This is a genomic window from Sphingopyxis sp., from assembly GCF_036261875.1.
Classification (GTDB): domain Bacteria; phylum Pseudomonadota; class Alphaproteobacteria; order Sphingomonadales; family Sphingomonadaceae; genus Sphingopyxis.
In genome coordinates, this window is the sequence record NZ_DATAJZ010000026.1 from 39,279 (window position 1) to 58,715 (window position 19,437).

Sequence of the window (19,437 nt, forward strand, 5' to 3'; positions counted from 1 at the left end):
AAGCCGTTGTGCAAGATATATTCTATTTTACTTGCAATATGGAATAATTGTGCCATTATGATGCCCGAACGAGCGCGGCAGGGAGCCGTGCCGGGGAGGAGAGGCAATAATGACACGGCGGTTCGGACGGGCGCTTTTGCTCACGACATGTCTGGCGATCCCGATGACGGGCGCCTGGGCGCAGGAAGCGCCGACGGAGGGGGCATCTGCGGCCGATCAGGGCGATGCGATCATCGTCAGCGGCCGCCGCGCCGCCGACCGCGCGGCGCTCGAGACGAAGCGCAACACCGATACCCAGGTCGACGAGGTTCGCGCCGACGACGTCGGCCGTCTGCCCGACCAGAATGTCGCCGAAACGCTGCGCCGTCTGCCGGGTCTCAGCGTCTCGAACGACATGGGCGAGGGTCGCTATCTGACCGTCCGCGGCGTGTCGCCCGACCTGCTCAACGTGACGCTGAACGGTCAGACCGCCGCCGCTCCCGAACCCGATTCGCGCCAGGTAAAGCTCGACGACATCCCCTCGGCGCTGATCGGCGCGGTGACGGTGTCGAAGACGCTGACTCCCGACATGGACGCCAACGCGATCGCGGGCGCCGCCAATATCGAGACCGTGTCGGCCTTCGACCGGCCGGGGACCTTCGGCAGCCTGCGCGCCGCCTATGGCAAATATGATCTCAACGGCAAGCATCCCTATGAATTCGATGCGTCGATCGGGTCGCGCTTCGGCCCCGACCGCCAGTTCGGCTTCGTCTTCGCGCTCAACTATTCGAACCGCGAGTTCGAGGCGCAGAACATCCAGTCGGGCGGCAAATGGGAAGAGGTGAACGGCGAATTCGTGCCGCTGCGCCAGACGCTCCGCGACTATCACACCCGCCGTCAGCGCTATGGGGCGGTCGCCAATTTCGACTGGCGCCCGACCGATGACGTGAAGGTCTTCGCGCGCTTCCTCTATTCCAAATATAAGGACAAGGAATCGCGTCCGGGCTTCCAGGTCGATCTCGACGACGAGGAGATCACGAACCAGACCGCGACCAGCGGCGATTTCGCCGCCGCCAAGGCGAAGCGCGCGCTGCGCTCGCGCGAGGAGGATTCGGACACCTTCACCTCGTCGTTCGGCGGTGAGTTCGATCTGGGCCCGAGCTGGCTGCGCGTCGAGGGCAGCTATACCCAGGCCAACAAGCGCGACCCGCATCGCGACGAAATCATCTTCGGGGCCAAGAATATCACGGGATCTTACGACCTGTCGGGAACGATTCCGCTCTACCAATCGGACGCGACGGCGTTCGATCCGACCAAGTATAAATTCGACGAAACCAGCTACGAGCATCGCCGCGCGCGCGAGGATCTGTATCAGGCGCGCGCCGATTTCCGCACCCCGGTCGGCATTGGCGACGACAGTACGATCCAGGTCGGCGTCAAATATACGAGCCGGCGCAAGACCAATGATGCCGAATCGGTGATCTATGGCGGCTATGACGACGATTTCACGCTCGATCAGGTCCAGGACGGCTCGATCGACAGCATCTTCAAGGGCCGCTACCCCTTCGGTGCGACGATCAGCCGCCCGAGCGCCGACAGCTTCTTCCAGTCGAACCTCGCCGGTTTCGAGCTCGACGAGGAAGGCACCGTCGGCGACAGCCTCGCCGCCGACTATCTGATCCGCGAGAAAATCTTTGCTGCCTATGCGATGGCGACGCTGAAATTCGGCAGCTTCACCGCGATTCCCGGCGTCCGCATGGAAAAGACGAAGAGCAATTATGCGGCGAAGGACATTCTCGAAACGACGACCGTCGCCGATCTCGACAAGGATTACGACAGCTTCGGGTCGCAGAGCTACACCGACTTCTTCCCGGGCCTGAACCTGCGCTGGAACGCGACGCCGTCGCTCGTCCTGCGCGCCGCGGTGACGCGGGCGATCGGGCGCGCGAATTATGAACAGCTTGCGCCGACGACGGTCGTCAACACCAGCGATAACGAGGTGACGAGGGGCAATCCCGACCTCAAGCCGCTGACCTCGACCAACTATGACCTCGCGGGCGAATATTATATCGGGCGCAAGGGCATCATCAGCATCGCGGGCTTCTACAAGACGATCGAGAATCCGATCTACACGGCCACCGTCGTGCAGAGCGGCACCTTCGCCGGGCAGGCGCTCGTCGATGCGCAGGTGACGATGCCGGTCAACGCCGACAGTGCCTTCGTCAAGGGCATCGAGATCAACGCGCAGACCGAACTCAGCTTCCTGCCCGCGCCGCTCGACGGCTTCAGCATCGGCGGCAGCATCACCTTCGTGAAGTCGCGTGCCAAGGGCATTCCGGGCCGCGGCGACGAACGGCTGCCGCTCGCCAGCCAGTCGAACCGGGTGGCGTCGGCTTTCCTCTCCTATGAAAAGGGCGGACTGTCGGCGCGCATCGCCTACACCTACCGCTCGGCCTATTTGCTCGAACCCGGCGGGGATACCGATACCGACCTTTATGTCGGCTCCTTCAACCAGTGGGACGCGCGCATCGGCTACGACATCGTCAAGAACGTCACGATCTTCCTCGAAGGGTCGAACCTCAACGACGAACCCTACCGCGTCTTCCAGGGCATTTCGTCGCGGACCGACGAGGTCGAGCGCTACGGCTATTCGGTCAAGACGGGCATCCAGTTCAAATTCTGATCCCTGCAGGGGGCACTGGACCTGGGGCCGGGGAAACCCGGCCCCTTTCTTTTTAGCGGCTATAGATGGTTGCGGTGATGCCTGCTTTGGGGTGGGGGAGCTGCCGTCGCAGATCCTCCCCGTGCCGGGGAGGATATCTTGCCCGCTTCCGGTCGCTGGCAGACATTAGTCATCCCAGGCGCCGTCGCCGTCCCTCCACCACTCGCTTCGCGAGCGCGCCCCCTCCCCACGGCTTCGCCGCAGGGAGGACTTGCAGGTTCGGCTAGAGCAACACCCGCTCGCCGGTCCGCGCCGATCGCGCGGCGGCTTCGGCGAGGGCGAGGGCGGCGACGCCGTCGCGGAAGTCGACCAGTGGCGTGGTCTTGCCATCCAATATGTCGGCGAAATGCTCGGCTTCGCGCGCATAGGCAACGGCATAGCGATCGAGGAAGAAATTCTGGAAGCGGTCCGCGGCGGCACCATTTTCACCCCACGTCTCGACCGTGGTTTCGAGCTGGTTCTGGGCGCGGATCATGCCCTTCGATCCGAACGCCTCGATTCGCTGGTCGTAGCCATAGCCGCTCCGCCGGCTCGACGAGATGACACAGAGCCGGCCCGATGCAGTGCGCAGGATCGTCTTCGCGGTATCGGCGTCGCCCGCTTCGCCGATCGCGGGGTCGACGAGCACCGAGGCGCTGGCGAAGATTTCGGTCACATCCTCGCCGAGCAGCCAGCGTGCCATGTCGAAATCGTGGATCACCATGTCCTTGAAGATGCCGCCTGATATTTTGACATAATCGACCGGCGGCGGCGCGGGGTCGTGGCTGATGATGTGCAGCGTTTCGAGCGTGCCGACCGCACCGCCCGCGAGCCGCGCCTGCAGCGCCGCGAAATTCGGGTCGAAGCGGCGATTGAAGGCGAGGAACAACCGCGCTTTGAGCGCCGCGAACCGCGCCGCCGATTCGCGCGCGGCGGCGAGATCCTGATCGAGCGGCTTTTCGCAGAAGATCGCCTTGCCGGCCTCCGCGGCCGCGAGGCTGTAGGGCAGGTGGGTGTCGGTCGAACTCGCGACGACCACCCCCGCGATCGCCGGATCGGCGAGCGCCTCCTCGATCGTCGAGACGCGCGCGTCATAGTGCGCGGCGATCGCCGCCGCTGCGTCGGGAAAGGGATCGACGACCCGCGTCAGCCGCAGGCGCGGGTTGGCGGCGAGGTTCGCCGCGTGGATTTTGCCGATCCTCCCGGCGCCGATCAGGGCTATGTCGTGCATATTATCCTCTTCCAGTTGAAACCTTGTTCCAACTCTATATCATATGGAACATATATTCCATAGCGTGGAACGAGCCGCAGGGCGACAGTTGCGTTACAAGTTTTGAACAGATATTCCGTTTTTCCGACCAACGGGGGAGAATGATTTTGACCGACGTCCCGACCGCCCCCGCCTCGGCGGAAGAATTGCGCGCCGAGATCGTGAGCCGATACGAGACGCTGAGCAAGCGGCTCAAGCAGATCGCGCGCTATATCCTCGACGAGCCCAACGACATCGCGCTCGAAACGCTCGCGGTGATCGCCGATCGTTGCGGCGTCCAGCCCTCGGCGATTGTGCGCTTCGCCAAGAGCTTCGGCTTCGAGGGCGCGAGCCAGATGCAGCGTCTGTTCCGCGACGGGCTGCTCAGCAACAATGCCGCGCTCGGCTATTCGGAGCGCGTCCGCCAGCTCGACCAGACGACCAGCGCGCAGGATGCGGAACCCGCGAATCTCCTCTCCGAATTCGTCGAGGGGAATAGCCTCGCGATCCAGAATCTGCTGCAGACGGTCAGCGGCGCCGACATGCGCGCCGCGGTCGACCTGTTGATGGCGGCCGACACCGTGCATGTCGCGGGGTTCCGCCGCTCGTTCCCCGTCGCGTCCTATATCGCCTATTCGCTGCTCCAGGCGGGCAAGCGCGCGGTGTTCATCGACGGAGTCGGGGGGCTGGGGCTGCAACAGGTGCACGCGATGGGCCCCGACGACCTGCTGATCGCGATCAGCTTTCATCCCTATTCCGAAGAGACGATCGCGGTGGTCAACGCCGCAAAGGCGAGCGGCGGCCGTGTCCTCGCGATCAGCGACAGCCTGGTCAGCCCGGTCGCCAAGCCCGCCGAGCATGTCCTGCAGATTCGCGAGGCGGAGGTGCGGAAATTCCGCTCGCTATCGGCATCGATGTGTCTCGCGCAGGCGCTCGTCATCAATTTCGCCTTCGAAGCAACACGCGCCGACGGCAAAGCGCGCGAGGACGGGCCGGCATAGCTATTTCATTCCAGTGCTCTGATGAAACATATGTTGCAAACATTCTAAAAGTGGAATAAGCGTTTCAGACCAAGGGAAGGATGGTCTCGAAAGCGATGGCGCAACAAGGGCAGGAACGGGGCGGAGAGGGCCGGCTGGACGTCGTCACGCTGGGGCGCGCGGGGATCGACCTGTACGGCGAACAGATCGGCGGGCGGCTCGAGGATATGGCGAGTTTTGCCAAATATATCGGCGGCAGCCCGACCAACACCGCGGTGGGTGCGTCGCGTCTGGGCTTGAAGGCCGGGCTGATCACGCGTGTCGGCGCCGATCATTTCGGGCGCTTCATCGTCGAGGAACTGGAACGCGAAGGCGTGTCGACGCGCGGCGTCCGCTCCGACCCCGACCGGCTGACCGCGCTCGTTTTCCTCGGTATCCGCGATCCCGATACCTTTCCGCTGATCTTCTACCGCGAGAATTGCGCCGACATGGCGCTGGCCGCCGACGACATCGACCCCGATTTCATCGCTTCGGCCGGCGCGCTGCTGATCAACGGCACGCATCTGTCGCAGCCGGGGGTGTTCGCGGCGAGCCTCAAGGCGGCGACGCTGATGAAGGCGGCCGGCGGGCGCGTCGTTTTCGACATCGATTACCGGCCGGTGCTGTGGGGGCTCGCGGGCAAGGACAATGGCGAGGACCGCTTCGTCGCGGATAGCGGCGTTACCGAAGCGCTCCAGCGCGTGCTGCCGCTCTGCGACCTGATCGTCGGCACCGAGGAGGAGATCCATATCCTCGGCGGCTCGACCGACACGCTGGCGGCGCTCGGTGCGATCCGCGCGAAGAGTCCGGCGCTGCTCGTCTGCAAGCGCGGCGCCGAGGGATGCGTTGCTTTTCCGGATGCGATCCCCGCGTCGCTCGATGCCGGGATCGTCGGCCGCGGCTTTCCGATCGAGGTGTTCAACGTGCTCGGTGCGGGCGACGCCTTCATGGCTGGTTTCCTGCGCGGCTGGCTGAAGGACATGCCGCTCGAAAAATGCTGCGAGATCGCCAATGCGTGCGGTGCGCTCGTCGTGTCGCGGCACGGCTGTGCCCCGGCGATGGCGTCGTGGGACGAATTGCAGCATTTTCTCGGCCGTGAATGGCCGCACCGTCTGCGCGAAAGCGCCGAGCTCGAACAGCTCCACTGGTCGACCAACCGCCACGGCGAGCGCGACGAACTGACCGTGCTCGCGATCGATCACCGCAGCCAGTTCGACGATCTGCTCGCCGAACTCGGCGAAAGCGATGAGGCGCGGGTTCATCATTTCAAGAATCTCGCGCTCGAGGCGCTGCACCGCATGGGTGCGGGCGATCCCAACTATGGCGTGCTGCTCGACGGGCGCTTCGGCGCGCGCGCGCTCGAGGCGGCGGCCGACCATCCGTACTGGATCGGGCGGCCGATCGAGGTGCCGGGGTCGCGTCCGCTGCGCTTCGAGGGATCGCCCGACGTCGGCATGACGCTGCGCGACTGGCCGACCAACCATGTCGTCAAATGCCTCGTCTTCTATCATCCGGACGATGATGCCGAGATGCGCGCGCGGCAGGACCGGCAGATAGCGCGGCTGTTCGACGCGTGCCGCCGCACGCGGCACGAATTTCTGCTCGAAATCATCGCCTCGAAACATGGGCCGGTCGACAGCGGCACGATCGCCTCGGTGATCGACCATATCTATTCGCTCGGCATCTATCCCGACTGGTGGAAGCTCGAACCGACGACCGACGCCGCCGCCTGGGCCGCGAGCGAGGCCGCGATCCTGCGCCACGATCCGCTCTGCCGCGGCATCGTTCTGCTCGGCCTGTCGGCGCCGCAGGACGAAGTGCTTGCGGGCATCGTCGCCGCCGCCGCCTTTCCGCTGGTCAAAGGCTTCGCGGTCGGCCGCACCATCTTTCACGACGTCGCGCAGCAATGGCTGACCGGCGCGATCGACGACGAGGCGGCGATCGCCGCGCTCGGCGCCAATCTGCGCGTCCTTGCCGATGGCTGGCGCGCGGCCCGCCGTGCTAGGGTGGCGGCATGAGCAGGACGGTCAGATTGACGATGGCGCAGGCGTTGTCGCGCTGGCTCGCGGTGCAGCGGGTCGAGGTCGACGGCGTCGAGCAGCCTTATTTCGCAGGCATCTGGGCGATCTTCGGCCACGGCAATGTCGCGGGGATGGGCGAGGCGCTCGCCGCGATGGAAGACACGCTTCCGACCTTCCGAGCGCATAACGAACAGGGGATGGCGCACGCGGCGATCGCGTTTGCCAAGGCGAGCCGTCGTCGCCGCGCGATGGCGTGCACGACCTCGATCGGCCCCGGCGCGACCAATATGGTGACCGCGGCGGCGCTCGCGCACGTCAACCGGCTGCCGGTGCTGTTCCTGCCCGGCGACGTCTATGCCAGCCGCCGCCCCGATCCGGTGCTCCAGCAGATCGAGGATTTCGCCGACGCGACGGTCAGCGCCAACGACTGTTTTCGCCCGGTGTCGCGCTATTTCGATCGCATCACGCGGCCCGAGCAGATCCTCGACGCGCTGCCGCGCGCGATGGGAATGCTCACCGATCCGGCGCTGTGCGGGCCGGTAACGCTCGCGCTCTGTCAGGACGTGCAGGCCGAGGCTTATGATTATCCCGAGGGCTTCTTTACCCCGCGCCTTTGGCGTCAGCGCCGACCGCGCGCCGACCGTGTGGAACTTGACCGTCTCGTCGAAGCGGTTTGCACCGCAAAGGCGCCGCTGATCGTCGCGGGCGGCGGTGTGCTCTATTCCGAAGCCGAGACGGTGCTGGCCGATCTCGCGGGACGGACCGGCATTCCCGTTGCCGAGACGCAGGCGGGAAAGGGCGCACTCGCCTGGGACCATCCGCAAGCACTCGGCAGCATCGGCGTTACCGGCACAAGCGCGGCGAACGCCGCCGCCGAGGCCGCCGACCTGATTATCGGCGTCGGGACGCGGCTGCAGGATTTCACCACCGGGTCGCGCACGCTCTTCGCGGGTAAGCGGCTGGTTCAGATCAACATCGCTGCGCCCGATGCGATCAAGCAGGGCGCCGAGGCGGTCGTCGGCGACGCGCGCGAAACGCTCGAAGCCTTGGCCGAGGCGCTCGACGGATGGCAGGTCGATGCTTCGTGGCGTGACGCGAACTGTGACGCGATTGCCAAGTGGAACGCCGCGTGGGACACCGCGACCGCGCCCGGCGATACGCTTCCGTCCGACGCGCAGGTGATCGGCGCGGTCTGGCGGCAGGTGGGCGAGGATGCGACCGTCGTCTGCGCCGCGGGCGGGCTGCCCGGCGAATTGCACAAGCTTTGGCGGAGCCACCGGCCCGGCGGCTATCATGTCGAATATGGCTTTTCGTGCATGGGCTACGAGGTCGCGGGCGGGCTGGGGGTCAAGATGGCTGACCCGGCGCGCGACGTCATCGTGATGGTCGGCGACGGCAGTTATCTGATGCTCAACTCCGAACTCGCGACCTCGGTGATGCTCGGGCACAAGATCATAGTCGTGCTGCTCGACAACCGCGGCTACGGCTGCATCAACCGGCTGCAGCAGGGGACGGGCGGGCGTCCGTTCAACAATCTGCTCGCCGATGCGGCGCATGCCGTGCTGCCTGAGATCGATTTCGCGGCCCATGCCCGCAGCCTCGGCGCAGCGGCTGAGAAGGTCGGCGGCCTCGCAGACCTCGACGCCGCGCTCGGCCGCGCGAAGGCGTCGGCCCAATCCTATGTGATCGTCATCGACACCGATCCCGCGATCACCACCGAGGCGGGCGGCCATTGGTGGGACGTCGCCGTCCCCGAAGTGTCGGCGCGCGCCGAAGTGCAGGCCGCGCGGCGCGACTATGAACATCGAATCGACGGAGAGAGACAATGACGATCCGCTGGGGCGTGAGCCCGATCGCCTGGTGCAACGACGACATGCGCGAACTGGGCGGTGATACGACGCTCGACGAACTGCTCACCGATGTCCGCGACATCGGCTTCGACGGGGTCGAGCTCGGCAATAAATTCCCGCGCGATCCCGAAGTGCTGGCGCCGATCATGGCGGGATATGGCCTCGACATCGTCGGCGGCTGGTATTCGTCGAACCTTCTGGTCCGCGACGCCGATGCCGAGATTGCGGCGCTGGCGAAGCATCTCGCTTTGCTCGAATATATGGATTCGAGCGTATTCATCCTCGCCGAGACGTCGAACGCGGTCCACGGCGACCGCTATGGCAGCCGGCTCGACACACATCCGTTGCTCCCCGCCGCCGACTGGAAGCAGTTCGGCGAGCGGCTGAATACAGTCGCGCGCTTCATCACCGATCGCGGACTGCGTTTCGCCTATCACCATCATTTGGGGACGGTCGTCGAGACGAAGGATGAACTCGAACGCTTTTTCGACGCGACCGGCGATCATGTCGGGCTGGTGCTCGATACCGGCCACGCGCTGTTCGGCGGAATCGAGCCGATCGACGTGATCAAGGCGCGCCCCGAGCGCGTCGCCCACGTCCATTGCAAGGATGTCCGCACCGCGAAATATGACGCGTTTCTCGCGAACGGGACGAGCTTCCTCAATGGCGTCGTCGGCGGCATGTTCACCGCGCCGGGCGACGGCGACTATGATTATGCGCCCTTCATGCGCGCGCTCGCCGACATGGACTATTCGGGCTGGATCGTGATCGAGGCCGAACAGGACCCGGCGATCGCCAATCCGCGCGACTATAGCCAGCTCGGCCTCGACACGCTGAAGCGGCTCGCGCGCGAGGAGGCGCTGGTCTGATGTCGCTGCTCGTCCGCCCGCACGCCCCCGACGACGATGGCACGCTGCTCGACATCACCCCCGAAAGCGCGGGCTGGCAATATGTCGGCTTCCGCGTGGTCCGGCTGGCCGCGGGTGCGCGCTACAATCATGTCGAGGACGGGCGCGAGGCGTGCCTCGTGATCCTGACCGGCACCGTGTCGGTCGATGCGGGGGGCGAGCATTTCGGCGATATCGGCGGACGCGAGACGGTGTTCGACGGTGCCGCGACGTCGGTCTATATCCCCGCGGGCCATCGCTACACGATCGAGGCGACGTCCGATGCCGAAATCGCGATCTGCACCGCGCCCGGAACCGGCGCGGGCGCGGTGCGGCTGATCCGCTCCGACGCGGTCGAGGTGCGCGGGCAGGGCACGAACACGCGTCACGTCCGCAATATCCTGTCGGATGCCGACGAGGCCGAAAGCCTGCTCGTCGTCGAGGTGATCACCCCCGGCGGCCACTGGTCGAGCTATCCGCCGCACAAGCACGACCGCGACGCCTTCCCCGAGGAAACCTTCCTCGAGGAAACCTATTACCACCGCCTGTCGCCGCCGCAGGGCTTCGCCTTCCAGCGCGTCTATACCGACGAACGCGACATCGACGAGACGATGGCGGTCGAGGACGGCGACGTCGTGATGGTGCCGCGCGGCTATCATCCGGTCGGCGCGCCGCACGGATACGACCTCTATTATCTGAACGTGATGGCGGGGCCCCGGCGCAACTGGGTGTTCCGCAACGACCCCGCGCACGAGTGGATCGTGCGCCAGTAAGGAAGAGCGATGAGACAGATTGACCCCTTCATCGCCGGCGACGCCGCCGGCGGCGGTTCCGTGCGTGCGGGCGAGGTTTTCAACCCGAGCACGGGGCAGGTTCAGGCTCGCGTCGCCTTTTCGACCCCCGCCGATCTCGACTGCGCCGTCGCCGCAGCCCAGGCCGCGCAGCCCGGCTGGGCGGCGACCAATCCGCAGCGCCGTGCGCGCGTGATGTTCCGCTTCCGCGACCTGCTCGAGGCGAATATGCAGGAACTCGCCGAGCTGCTCGCGAGCGAGCATGGCAAGGTCGTCGCCGATGCGCGCGGCGATGTGCTGCGCGGGCTGGAGGTGATCGAATTCTCGTGCGGCATCCCACACGCGCTGAAGGGCGAATATACCCAGGGCGCGGGGCCGGGAATCGACGTCTATGCGATGCGGCAGGCGCTTGGCGTCGTCGCGGGCATCACGCCGTTCAATTTCCCCGCGATGATCCCGATGTGGATGTTCGGCCCCGCGATCGCGGCGGGCAACGCCTTCATCCTCAAGCCCAGCGAGCGCGACCCGTCGGTGCCGGTGCGCCTCGCCGAACTGATGCGCGAGGCGGGACTGCCCGAGGGCATTTTGCAGGTCGTCCATGGCGACAAGGAGATGGTCGACGCGATCCTCGACCATCCGGCGATCGCGGCGGTCAGCTTCGTCGGCTCGTCGGACATCGCGCATTATGTCTATGGCCGCGGCACCGCGGCGGGCAAGCGCGTGCAGGCGATGGGCGGCGCGAAGAATCACGGCATCGTCATGCCCGACGCCGACCTCGACCAGGTGGTCAGCGACCTTTGCGGCGCCGCCTTCGGTTCGGCGGGCGAGCGCTGCATGGCGCTGCCGGTGGTGGTGCCGGTGGGCGACAAGACCGCCGATGCGCTGCGCGAACGGCTGATCCCGGCGATCGCCGCGCTCAAGGTCGGGGTGTCGAGCGATCCCGACGCGCATTACGGACCCGTGGTCAACGCCGCGCACAAGGCGCGTATCGAACAATGGATCCAGACCGGGGTCGACGAGGGCGCCGAGCTGGTCGTCGACGGTCGCGGGCTGGTGCTGCAAGGGCACAAACAGGGCTTCTTCGTCGGCCCGACTTTGTTCGACCGGGTGACGACCGACATGCGCGCCTATCGCGAGGAAATCTTCGGCCCGGTGCTGCAGATCGTCCGCGCCCCCGATTTCGAAACGGCGCTCCGCCTGCCGAGTGATCATCAATATGGCAATGGCGTCGCGATTTTCACGCGCAACGGCCATGCCGCGCGCGAATTCGCGCAGCGCGTCAACGTCGGTATGGTCGGGATCAACGTGCCGATCCCGGTGCCGGTCGCCTATCACAGCTTCGGCGGCTGGAAGCGTTCGGGCTTCGGCGACACCAACCAATATGGGATGGAGGGCGTGCGCTTCTGGACCAAGGTCAAGACGGTGACCCAGCGCTGGCCCGACGGCGGTGCTGGTGACAATGCGTTCCTCATTCCGACGTCATGAGGCTCGAAACCGACAGGGTGAGAAATGCCCTGTTCCCCCGCCAAGGCGGGGGGGCATCACCGGCCGGTGCGAAATGGAACTATCAGGAGATGGGGCCCCGCCTTCGCGGGGACACACCCGCTCCTTTACTTTCGAGCCGGCCGCAAAGTAAAACGAAACAAATCTTCCATTTATATATAAAATGAAATAACATCATGCGCCGGACGCCCGAACGACAGAGGCGCCGGTGCGGGAGAGAGGCGATGCTGAGATATTTCGCGACGGGGCCGGACCTGCCGGTCAGGACCGACGACGGCGTCGATGGCGCTTTCAAGAGCTATCGGATGCGGATCATCATGGCGATCACGCTCGCCTATGCCGTTAGCTACACCTGTCGGCTCGCGATCAACATCGTCAAGAAGCCGCTGATCGATCAGGGCATCTTCACGCCGCTCGAGCTCGGGATGATCGGTTCGGCGCTCTTCTACACCTATGCCGCGGGCAAGCTGATCAACGGCTTCGTCGCCGACCACAGCAATGTGAAGCGGCTGTTCGCGGCGGGGATGATCCTGTCGGCGCTGTGCAACATCGCGATGGGCTTTTCGACGCTCTTCTGGGCGACTTTGCTCATCTGGGGGCTCAACGGCTGGTTTCAGAGCTATGGCGCCCCGGCGTGCGTCGTCGCGCTGGCGAGCTGGTTCTCGAACCGCGAGCGCGGGCGCTATTACGGCATCTGGTCGACCGCGCATTCGATCGGCGAGGGGCTGACCTTTGCCGCGGTCTCGGCGCTCGTCGCGTTCGGCGGCTGGCGCTGGGGCTTCTGGGGGCCGGGCGTCGCCGCGATCCTCGCCGGGATCGCCGCCTTTTACGCGATGGCGGACCGGCCGCGCGCGCTGGGCCTGCCGACCGTCGCCGACTGGCGGAACGATCATTATGCTCCGCCCGCCGAAGGCGCGCCCGAGCGCGGAGTGTTCGCGACCCAGCTTTCGATCCTCAAAATCCCCGCGGTCTGGATCCTCGCGCTGGCGAGCGCCGCCAATTATGTGACGCGCTATGCGATCAACAGCTGGGGCATCCTCTATCTCCAGGAAGCGCGCGGCTATTCGCTGGCCGAGGCGGGCGCGGTGCTCACCGCGAGCACGCTCGCGGGGGTCGCGGGCGCGGTCGCCTTCGGCTTCGTTTCCGATAAATTTTTCGGCGCGCGGCGTCCGCCCGCCAATCTGCTGTTCGGCGTCGTCGAGCTCGTCGGGCTGCTGCTGCTCTTCTTCGGCCCGAACAATCCGGCCGTCGTTCTGGTCGCGGTGGTTTTGTTCGGGCTCGGCATGACCGGCCTTGTCACCTCGCTCGGCGGCCTCTTCGCGATCGATATCTGTCCGAAGCGCGTCGCGGGCGCCGCGCTCGGCCTTGTCGGCGTCTTCTCCTATCTCGGCGCCGCGATCCAGGAACAGGTGTCGGGGGCGTTGATCGACGCCAACATGCATATGGCGAACGGCGCGAACGTCTATGATTTCGGGCCGGTGATCTGGTTCTGGATCGGCAGTTCGGTGCTGGCGACGATCCTCGCCACGACGCTCTGGAACACGAAGCTGCGCGACTGAAGGACATGACGATGCATCGCCGCAATCTGTTGCGCGGGGGCGCCGCGCTTGCCTTTCTCGCCGCGCTGCCGCGCCGGCTTTATGCCGCCGCGATCGGCTATCCGCGGCTGCTCGATGGCCCGATGGTCGGTGCGACGACGCCGGAAAGCATTACGATCTGGTCGCGCGCCAGCGGCGCCTTCGGGGTCGCAGTCGAATATGCGACGCGCCGCGACTTCGCCGATGCAAAGACGACCGCGCCGGTCGCCGCGACGCAGGAGAATGATCTCTGCACCGCGATCGAAGTGAAGGGGCTTCGGCCCGACACCGACTATTATTACCGCATCAAGGCCGACGGGATCGACGACCGGCACCAGCCGCTCGCCTTTCGCACCCGTACCGCGCCCGACCGGCCGCGCCCGATCCGCATCGCTTTCGGCTCGTGCGCGCGCATCCAGCTCTACCCCGAACAACCGGTGTTCGAAGCGGTCGCGGCGATGGAGCCCGACCTCTTCCTGTGGCTCGGTGACAATATCTATGCCGACAGTGATAGCGAGACCGCCTTTTCGGCGCTCTATTCGCGCCAGCGCAATGTGCCGGCGCTCGTCCCGCTGCTGCGGTTGGTGCCGCAGCTCGCGATCTGGGACGATCATGATTTCGGCTATAATGATTCGGACCGCCGCAACGGCGCGAAGGCGATGACGCGCCGCCTGTTCGACCGCTGGTGGGCGAATCCGGCGTCGGGGCTGCCCGATACGCCCGGCATCTTCTTTCGTCACAGCTTTGGGCCGGTCGACATCTTCATGCTCGACGGGCGTTACCATCGCGACCCGCCGTCGGACCCCGACAGTCCGGCCAAGACGATGCTCGGCGCGGGACAAAAGGCGTGGCTGAAGCGCGAGCTCAAGGCATCGAAGGCGGCGTTCAAGATCCTTGCGTCGGGCACCGGCTGGACGCTCGCCGAAAAGGACGGTGACAGCTGGGCCGCCTATCTTCATGAGCGGAACGAGATCCTCGATTTCATCCGCGATGAACGGATCGGCGGCTGTCTCGGCATTTCGGGCGACGTCCATCAGGGCGAACTCAACTGTGTGCCTTGGTCCGAGCAGGGCGGTTATGATTTCTACGATCTGGTGAGCTCGGGTCTCGCCCAATATCTCGCGCCCAAATTCGTCGATCAGCATCCCGAGGTGCGATTGCGTGCGCCGTGGGTGCGGAGCGCCAATTTCGGCCTGCTCGAGTTCAGCTTCGATCCCGAGCCGCGCGTCGAATTGAGCATTCGCGACGTGATCGGGGCTTCGGCGTCGGGCAAACCCGTCGTCCTGCGCGCCGCCGATCTGGTCAACGGCAAGCAGAGCTGGCGCGCAGCGATCGACCCGCATGAACTCGAACGCCGCGAGCGCGTGGAGCGCGGCGGCAGCTATTATGGAGGTGAATGAGAATGCGTTTCGAGATGGAGACGATCGCGCGCGACGAGTTCGAGGCACTGAAGGCGCATCTGCCGTGCGCGACGCGGGAAGGCCTGTTCGAGACCTACCGGATCAGCCAGAATAGCTGGTACAAGCTGCGCGACGGTCAGCCGGTGAAGCGCAAGACGATCGAGCGGCTGCGCGAACGCTTTCACCAGGTCGCGGGCGGATGAGCGGCGCTCCCCTCCATATCGCGCTGATCGGCAGCGGCTTCATGGGCCGCGCCCATGCGCTCGCCTTCGCCGCCGCCGACCGGACCTTCGACCTGCCGCGAGCGCCGCGCGTCACGATCCTCGCCGACCGCGATCTGCCGACGGCGGCCGCTGCGGCTGCCTCGCTCGGTATCCCGCAGGCAAGCGGCGACTGGCGCGAGGCGATCGCCGACGCATCGATCGACATGGTCGCGATTGCCACCCCGAACCTGCTCCACGCCCCGATCGCGATCGCCGCGCTTCAGGCCGGGAAGGCGGTCTATTGCGAAAAGCCGCTGGCGACGACGATTGCGGAGTCCGAAGCGATGACCGCGGCCGCCGCAGCAACGGGGCGGCCGACCGCAGTCGGCTTCACCTATCTCTACAATCCGATGATCGTCCTCGCGCGCGACCTGATCGCCAGCGGCGAGATCGGCGAGGTGACCGCCTTTCGCGGCATCCATGCCGAGGATTTCATGGCGTCGGCCGACGCGCCGTTCAATTGGCGCTGCGAGCCCGAGCAAGCGGGCGGCGCGCTCGCCGACATCGGCAGCCATATCATCGCGATGGCGCAGCATCTGGTCGGCGACATCGCGTCGGTGTCGGGCCGGCTGCATACCGCTTACCCGACGCGCCGCGACGCAGCGGGCACCGACCGCGCGGTGACGGTCGACGACCAGATGGACGCGGTCGTCGAATTTGCCGGCGGCGCGACCGGCACTCTCGCGGCGAGCTGGATCGCGAGCGGGCACAAGATGGGGCTGGCGTTCGAGGTCAGCGGCACGAAGGGCTCGATCGCCTTCACGCAGGAGCAGTTCAACGAACTGCAACTCTATCGTTCCGGGCCGGGCCGCACCAATGGCTTCACGACGATCTGCGCGGGACCTGAGCATGGCGACTATGGCGCCTTCTGCCCCGCATCGGGCCACCAGATCGGCTATAATGATTTGAAGACGATCGAGGTCAAGGCCGCGGTCGAGGCCGCGGCGGGACTGCCCTCAGCGGCAAGGAGCTTCGCCGATGCGCTGGCGGTGGAGAAGGTCGCCGACGCGATCCGCCGCTCGCACCGCGAGGAAGGTTGGGTGAAGCCCTGAGGGGAAGCGGCGGCTGACGACCGGAAGGCGGCCTACCTTACATCGTCATCCCGGACTTGATCCGGGATCCATTCATCCGGCGCTGAGAGAGTGGATCCCGGATCAAGTCCGGGATGACGAAGGAAAGGAATGTCCTCTCTCCACTCCAAGCCCCATGTTTTTCAAACCTAAACCCGTGCCAGCGCCGTGAGCAATTCCCCGTGGATCGCCGGCGTCGATGCCAGCACCGTGCCGTTCATCAGGTCGAGCGCGTTGCCGAGCGTGTCGGTGACGATCCCGCCCGCCTCGCGGACGATCGCGACCCCTGCGGCCATGTCCCAGGCGCTGACGCTCTGTTCCCAATAGGCGTCGTGGCGGCCGCAGGCGACCCACGCCATGTCGATCGCCCCGGCGCCGAGGCGGCGGATGCCGGTGACGCGCGGGGTCAGCCGTTCCATCTCGGCGTAAAATTGTTCGTGATCCGGCTTGGTCGCAAAGGGAATGCCGACCCCCAGCACCGATTCCTCGATCGTCGTGCGCGCCGAAATATGGATGCGCTGCTCGCCCAGCCAGGCGCCGCTGCCGGTTTCCGCCCAGAACAGCTCGTCCATCGCGGGGACGTAAGTTACGCCCGCAATCACCTCGCCCTGTCGCGCCAGTGCAATATTCACGGCGAAGAGTGGGGATCCTGTCAGGAAGTTGGTCGTACCGTCCAGGGGATCGACCACCCACACATGGTCGGCGTCGCGGCCGGGGGTCAGCCCGCCTTCCTCGCCGAGGAAGCCGTAATCGGGGGCATGGGCCATCAACCGATCGCGGACGGTGGCCTCGGCCTTCAGGTCGGCCTCGGTGAACATGTCGGCGGCGCCGGCCTTGCTGTGGATCGTGAGCGTCGCGATGCGCGCGCGATCGGCGATCAATCCTTCGCCCGCGGCGTGAGCAGCGGCGATCATGGCGGAAATAAGGGATGACATTGGCATGGAATGAATATACGTTCTGTTTTCTAATAAAGATAGAAAAATTATTCTGAAATTTAAGGCGAGCCATCGCATCCCGGCGGCCGCCGTCTTTCCGGACGAATGAGGGAGGGTTGAGTGAAAACCAGTCTGTTTGCAATCGCCGCCGCGCTGGCGGCCGTTCCCGCCATTGCGACCGCTGCCCCCGATGGCGCCGCGATTCCTGCCGTCGCCGCCTCGGCGGAGACGCAGGCGACGCAAGGGTCGGGGGCCGATGGCGCCGCCGTGATCGCCGATCCCGGCGATCCGTCGCGCACGCTGATTCTCGCGGGCGCCGAATCGGCGGGAATCGAAGTTTTCGATTTGAAGGGACAGCGTGTCGCGACGCACAAGGTCGGCAATATCCGCGCGCTCGATCTTCGCGCCGACGCCGCGCCGGGCGGTGCGCCGTTGCTTGCCGCGCTCGACGGCAAGGCGAACGCGCCCAGGCTTTTCCGCGTCGGCGCCGGCGGCGCCCCCACGCCGCTCGCGCTGACCGGAATCAAGCCCGATATGACGGTCGCCGGCCTCTGTTTCTCGCGCAGCCATCGCGACGGCACTCTCTATCTCTTCCTCGTCGGCGACCGGGGCGAGATCGAGCAATGGGGGCTCGCCGCCGACGCCTCGGGCGCGATGAGCGGGCGGATCGCGCGCCGCTGGTCGCTGGGGTCGGAGATCGGCTATTGCGCCGCCGACGATCGCGGCTCGGTCTATGTCTCGCAGGAAGCCGTCGGCGTCTGGCGCTTCGCCGCCGAGCCCGAGGCCGAGATCAAGCCCGAAATCGTCGATATCGTCCGCCTCGGCCATATCACCGACGAAGCGAAGGGCGTCGCCATCGCCGCCGACGGACGGCTGCTCGTCTCGGACGCCAAGGCCGACCGGCTCAACATCTACGATCCCGCCGACGATCATGCCTATCTCGGCTCGGTCGCGCTCGCGGCGGGCGCCGACAGGGTCGAGGACGCGGGCAGCATCACCATCGCGGGGCCGGTCGTGGTCGTCGCCGACGACGACAATGCGCCCGAACAGCCCAATTTCAAGATCGTGAGTTGGCCCGCGCTGCTCGCCGCGGCGGGCCTCTCCGAACGCCCCGCCGCCCCGGCGCCCGCGACGATGCCGCTGGCGCGCCCGACGGTCGAGACCGCGCCGGTCGAAACCGGCGGCGATGCCGCCGACGATCCCGCGATCTGGATCGACCCCGCCGACCCCGCGCAAAGCGTCATCATCGGCACGCAGAAGCAGTCGGGGCTCTATGTCTATGGCCTTGATGGTAAGGTGCTCCAATATCTGCCTGACGGACGCGTGAACAATGTCGACCTGCGCAGCGGTTTCCGCCTCGGCGGACGCGACGTGACGCTGGTGACGGCCAGCAACCGCACGACGAAGGGCATATCGATCTATGCGCTCGACCCCGCGACGCGCCGGCTGACCGACGTCGCCGACGGGCTGCAGAATACCGGCTTCGAAGACCCCTATGGCCTGTGCATGTACCGCAGCGCGAAGACGAAAAAGACCTATGTCTTCGTCAACCAGACCGACGGCAAGATGCGCCAGTGGGAACTGGTCGCGACCCCCGCAGGCAAGGTGCGCGCGAAGCTGGTGCGCGACCTGCCCTTCGCGAGCCAGGTCGAAGGCTGCGTCGCCGATGATGAGACGGGGATGCTCTATACCGGCGAGGAGGATGTCGGCATCTGGCGCGAGGGCGCCGAACCGCGCGGCGGCCCCGCGCGCACGATGCTGGCGAAAATTACCGACAATCCCGCGCTCAAGGACGATATGGAGGGCATGGGCCTCTATGCGATGGCGGACGGCAAGGGCTACCTGGTCGTCTCGAGCCAGGGCAATGACAGCTATGCGGTGTTCCGCCGCGAGGGCGACAACGCCTATGTCGGCTCGTTCCGTATCGGCGCCGACATGGCGGCGGGGATCGACGGCGTCTCCGAAACCGACGGTCTCGACGTCAGCAGCCTCGCGGCAGGACCCAACTTCCCGCACGGCCTGATGGTCGCGCAGGACGGCCGCAACGTCTCGCCGCCCGAGAATCAGAATTTCAAGCTGGTGCCGTGGGAACGGGTGGCAAAGGCGCTCGGCCTCGATCTTTGATCGCATCCCGCTGTGCACCTGGTGCGCAGCGGGTCTGCCCCGGCCCGTGGTCGATGTTGTGTCGGAAT

General features: G+C 66.0%; 14 protein-coding genes. 12 read left to right on the forward strand and 2 right to left on the reverse strand.

Annotated elements, in window-relative coordinates; all coding sequences use genetic code 11:
• The first annotated feature begins 109 nt into the window (after positions 1-109).
• Positions 110-2,662, forward strand: a complete 2,553-nt coding sequence (locus VHO04_RS12960; RefSeq protein ID WP_329628676.1) for a TonB-dependent receptor — start codon at positions 110-112, stop codon at positions 2,660-2,662.
• Positions 2,663-2,924: 262 nt separating this feature from the next.
• Here VHO04_RS12960 and iolG read toward each other — a convergent pair whose 3' ends face one another.
• Positions 2,925-3,911, reverse strand: coding sequence for an inositol 2-dehydrogenase (gene iolG / locus VHO04_RS12965; RefSeq protein WP_329628677.1), 987 nt, complete (start codon positions 3,909-3,911; stop codon positions 2,925-2,927).
• Positions 3,912-4,057: 146 nt separating this feature from the next.
• On the opposite strand from iolG, the gene VHO04_RS12970 reads away from it, so the two are divergent.
• The 10 genes from VHO04_RS12970 to VHO04_RS13015 all read left to right on the forward strand — a co-directional run bounded on the left by VHO04_RS12970 (position 4,058) and on the right by VHO04_RS13015 (position 16,292).
• Positions 4,058-4,930 (forward strand): MurR/RpiR family transcriptional regulator, encoded by an 873-nt coding sequence (locus tag VHO04_RS12970; RefSeq protein WP_257546552.1) that lies wholly within the window; start codon positions 4,058-4,060, stop codon positions 4,928-4,930.
• Between the two features lie 95 nt (positions 4,931-5,025).
• A complete protein-coding gene (locus VHO04_RS12975) occupies positions 5,026-6,966 on the forward strand; it encodes a bifunctional 5-dehydro-2-deoxygluconokinase/5-dehydro-2-deoxyphosphogluconate aldolase (RefSeq protein WP_329628678.1) in 1,941 nt (646 codons plus the stop codon).
• Positions 6,963-8,798 (forward strand): 3D-(3,5/4)-trihydroxycyclohexane-1,2-dione acylhydrolase (decyclizing), encoded by a 1,836-nt coding sequence (gene iolD / locus VHO04_RS12980; protein WP_329628679.1) that lies wholly within the window; start codon positions 6,963-6,965, stop codon positions 8,796-8,798. The genes VHO04_RS12975 and iolD overlap by 4 nt, the downstream gene beginning before the upstream one ends.
• Positions 8,795-9,688: a myo-inosose-2 dehydratase gene (gene iolE / locus VHO04_RS12985; RefSeq protein WP_329628680.1), complete on the forward strand. Its 894-nt coding sequence runs from the start codon at positions 8,795-8,797 to the stop codon at positions 9,686-9,688. The genes iolD and iolE overlap by 4 nt, the downstream gene beginning before the upstream one ends.
• Positions 9,688-10,479, forward strand: a complete 792-nt coding sequence (iolB, locus tag VHO04_RS12990) for a 5-deoxy-glucuronate isomerase (protein WP_329628681.1) — start codon at positions 9,688-9,690, stop codon at positions 10,477-10,479. The genes iolE and iolB overlap by 1 nt, the downstream gene beginning before the upstream one ends.
• Positions 10,480-10,488: 9 nt before the next feature.
• Positions 10,489-11,982, forward strand: coding sequence for a CoA-acylating methylmalonate-semialdehyde dehydrogenase (locus VHO04_RS12995; protein ID WP_329628682.1), 1,494 nt, complete (start codon positions 10,489-10,491; stop codon positions 11,980-11,982).
• A 242-nt stretch (positions 11,983-12,224) separates the two neighbouring features.
• Positions 12,225-13,559: an MFS transporter gene (locus VHO04_RS13000; RefSeq protein WP_329628683.1), complete on the forward strand. Its 1,335-nt coding sequence runs from the start codon at positions 12,225-12,227 to the stop codon at positions 13,557-13,559.
• An 11-nt stretch (positions 13,560-13,570) separates the two neighbouring features.
• Complete coding sequence (locus VHO04_RS13005) at positions 13,571-14,977, forward strand: alkaline phosphatase D family protein (RefSeq protein ID WP_329628684.1); 1,407 nt, start codon at positions 13,571-13,573, stop codon at positions 14,975-14,977.
• Between the two features lie 2 nt (positions 14,978-14,979).
• Complete coding sequence (locus tag VHO04_RS13010; protein WP_257546535.1) at positions 14,980-15,180, forward strand: hypothetical protein; 201 nt, start codon at positions 14,980-14,982, stop codon at positions 15,178-15,180.
• Positions 15,177-16,292 (forward strand): Gfo/Idh/MocA family oxidoreductase, encoded by a 1,116-nt coding sequence (locus VHO04_RS13015; RefSeq protein WP_329628685.1) that lies wholly within the window; start codon positions 15,177-15,179, stop codon positions 16,290-16,292. Before VHO04_RS13010 ends, VHO04_RS13015 begins: the two co-directional genes overlap by 4 nt.
• Positions 16,293-16,459: 167 nt before the next feature.
• Here the strand turns inward: VHO04_RS13015 and VHO04_RS13020 are convergent, their stop codons facing one another.
• Positions 16,460-17,323 (reverse strand): inositol monophosphatase family protein, encoded by an 864-nt coding sequence (locus tag VHO04_RS13020; protein WP_329628686.1) that lies wholly within the window; start codon positions 17,321-17,323, stop codon positions 16,460-16,462.
• A 42-nt stretch (positions 17,324-17,365) separates the two neighbouring features.
• On the opposite strand from VHO04_RS13020, the gene VHO04_RS13025 reads away from it, so the two are divergent.
• Entirely contained in the window at positions 17,366-19,369 is a 2,004-nt protein-coding gene (locus VHO04_RS13025; protein WP_329628687.1) for a phytase, read from the forward strand.
• The last annotated feature ends 68 nt before the right edge of the window (positions 19,370-19,437 follow it).

Coding starts and splice junctions, on each gene's coding strand:
- VHO04_RS12960 (WP_329628676.1), top strand. CDS start 110: ATGACACGGCGGTTCGGACGGGCGCTTTTGCTCACGACATGTCTGGCG.
- iolG (WP_329628677.1), bottom strand. CDS start 3,911: ATGCACGACATAGCCCTGATCGGCGCCGGGAGGATCGGCAAAATCCAC.
- VHO04_RS12975 (WP_329628678.1), top strand. CDS start 5,026: ATGGCGCAACAAGGGCAGGAACGGGGCGGAGAGGGCCGGCTGGACGTC.
- iolD (WP_329628679.1), top strand. CDS start 6,963: ATGAGCAGGACGGTCAGATTGACGATGGCGCAGGCGTTGTCGCGCTGG.
- iolE (WP_329628680.1), top strand. CDS start 8,795: ATGACGATCCGCTGGGGCGTGAGCCCGATCGCCTGGTGCAACGACGAC.
- iolB (WP_329628681.1), top strand. CDS start 9,688: ATGTCGCTGCTCGTCCGCCCGCACGCCCCCGACGACGATGGCACGCTG.
- VHO04_RS12995 (WP_329628682.1), top strand. CDS start 10,489: ATGAGACAGATTGACCCCTTCATCGCCGGCGACGCCGCCGGCGGCGGT.
- VHO04_RS13000 (WP_329628683.1), top strand. CDS start 12,225: ATGCTGAGATATTTCGCGACGGGGCCGGACCTGCCGGTCAGGACCGAC.
- VHO04_RS13005 (WP_329628684.1), top strand. CDS start 13,571: ATGCATCGCCGCAATCTGTTGCGCGGGGGCGCCGCGCTTGCCTTTCTC.
- VHO04_RS13010 (WP_257546535.1), top strand. CDS start 14,980: ATGCGTTTCGAGATGGAGACGATCGCGCGCGACGAGTTCGAGGCACTG.
- VHO04_RS13015 (WP_329628685.1), top strand. CDS start 15,177: ATGAGCGGCGCTCCCCTCCATATCGCGCTGATCGGCAGCGGCTTCATG.
- VHO04_RS13020 (WP_329628686.1), bottom strand. CDS start 17,323: ATGCGATGGCTCGCCTTAAATTTCAGAATAATTTTTCTATCTTTATTA.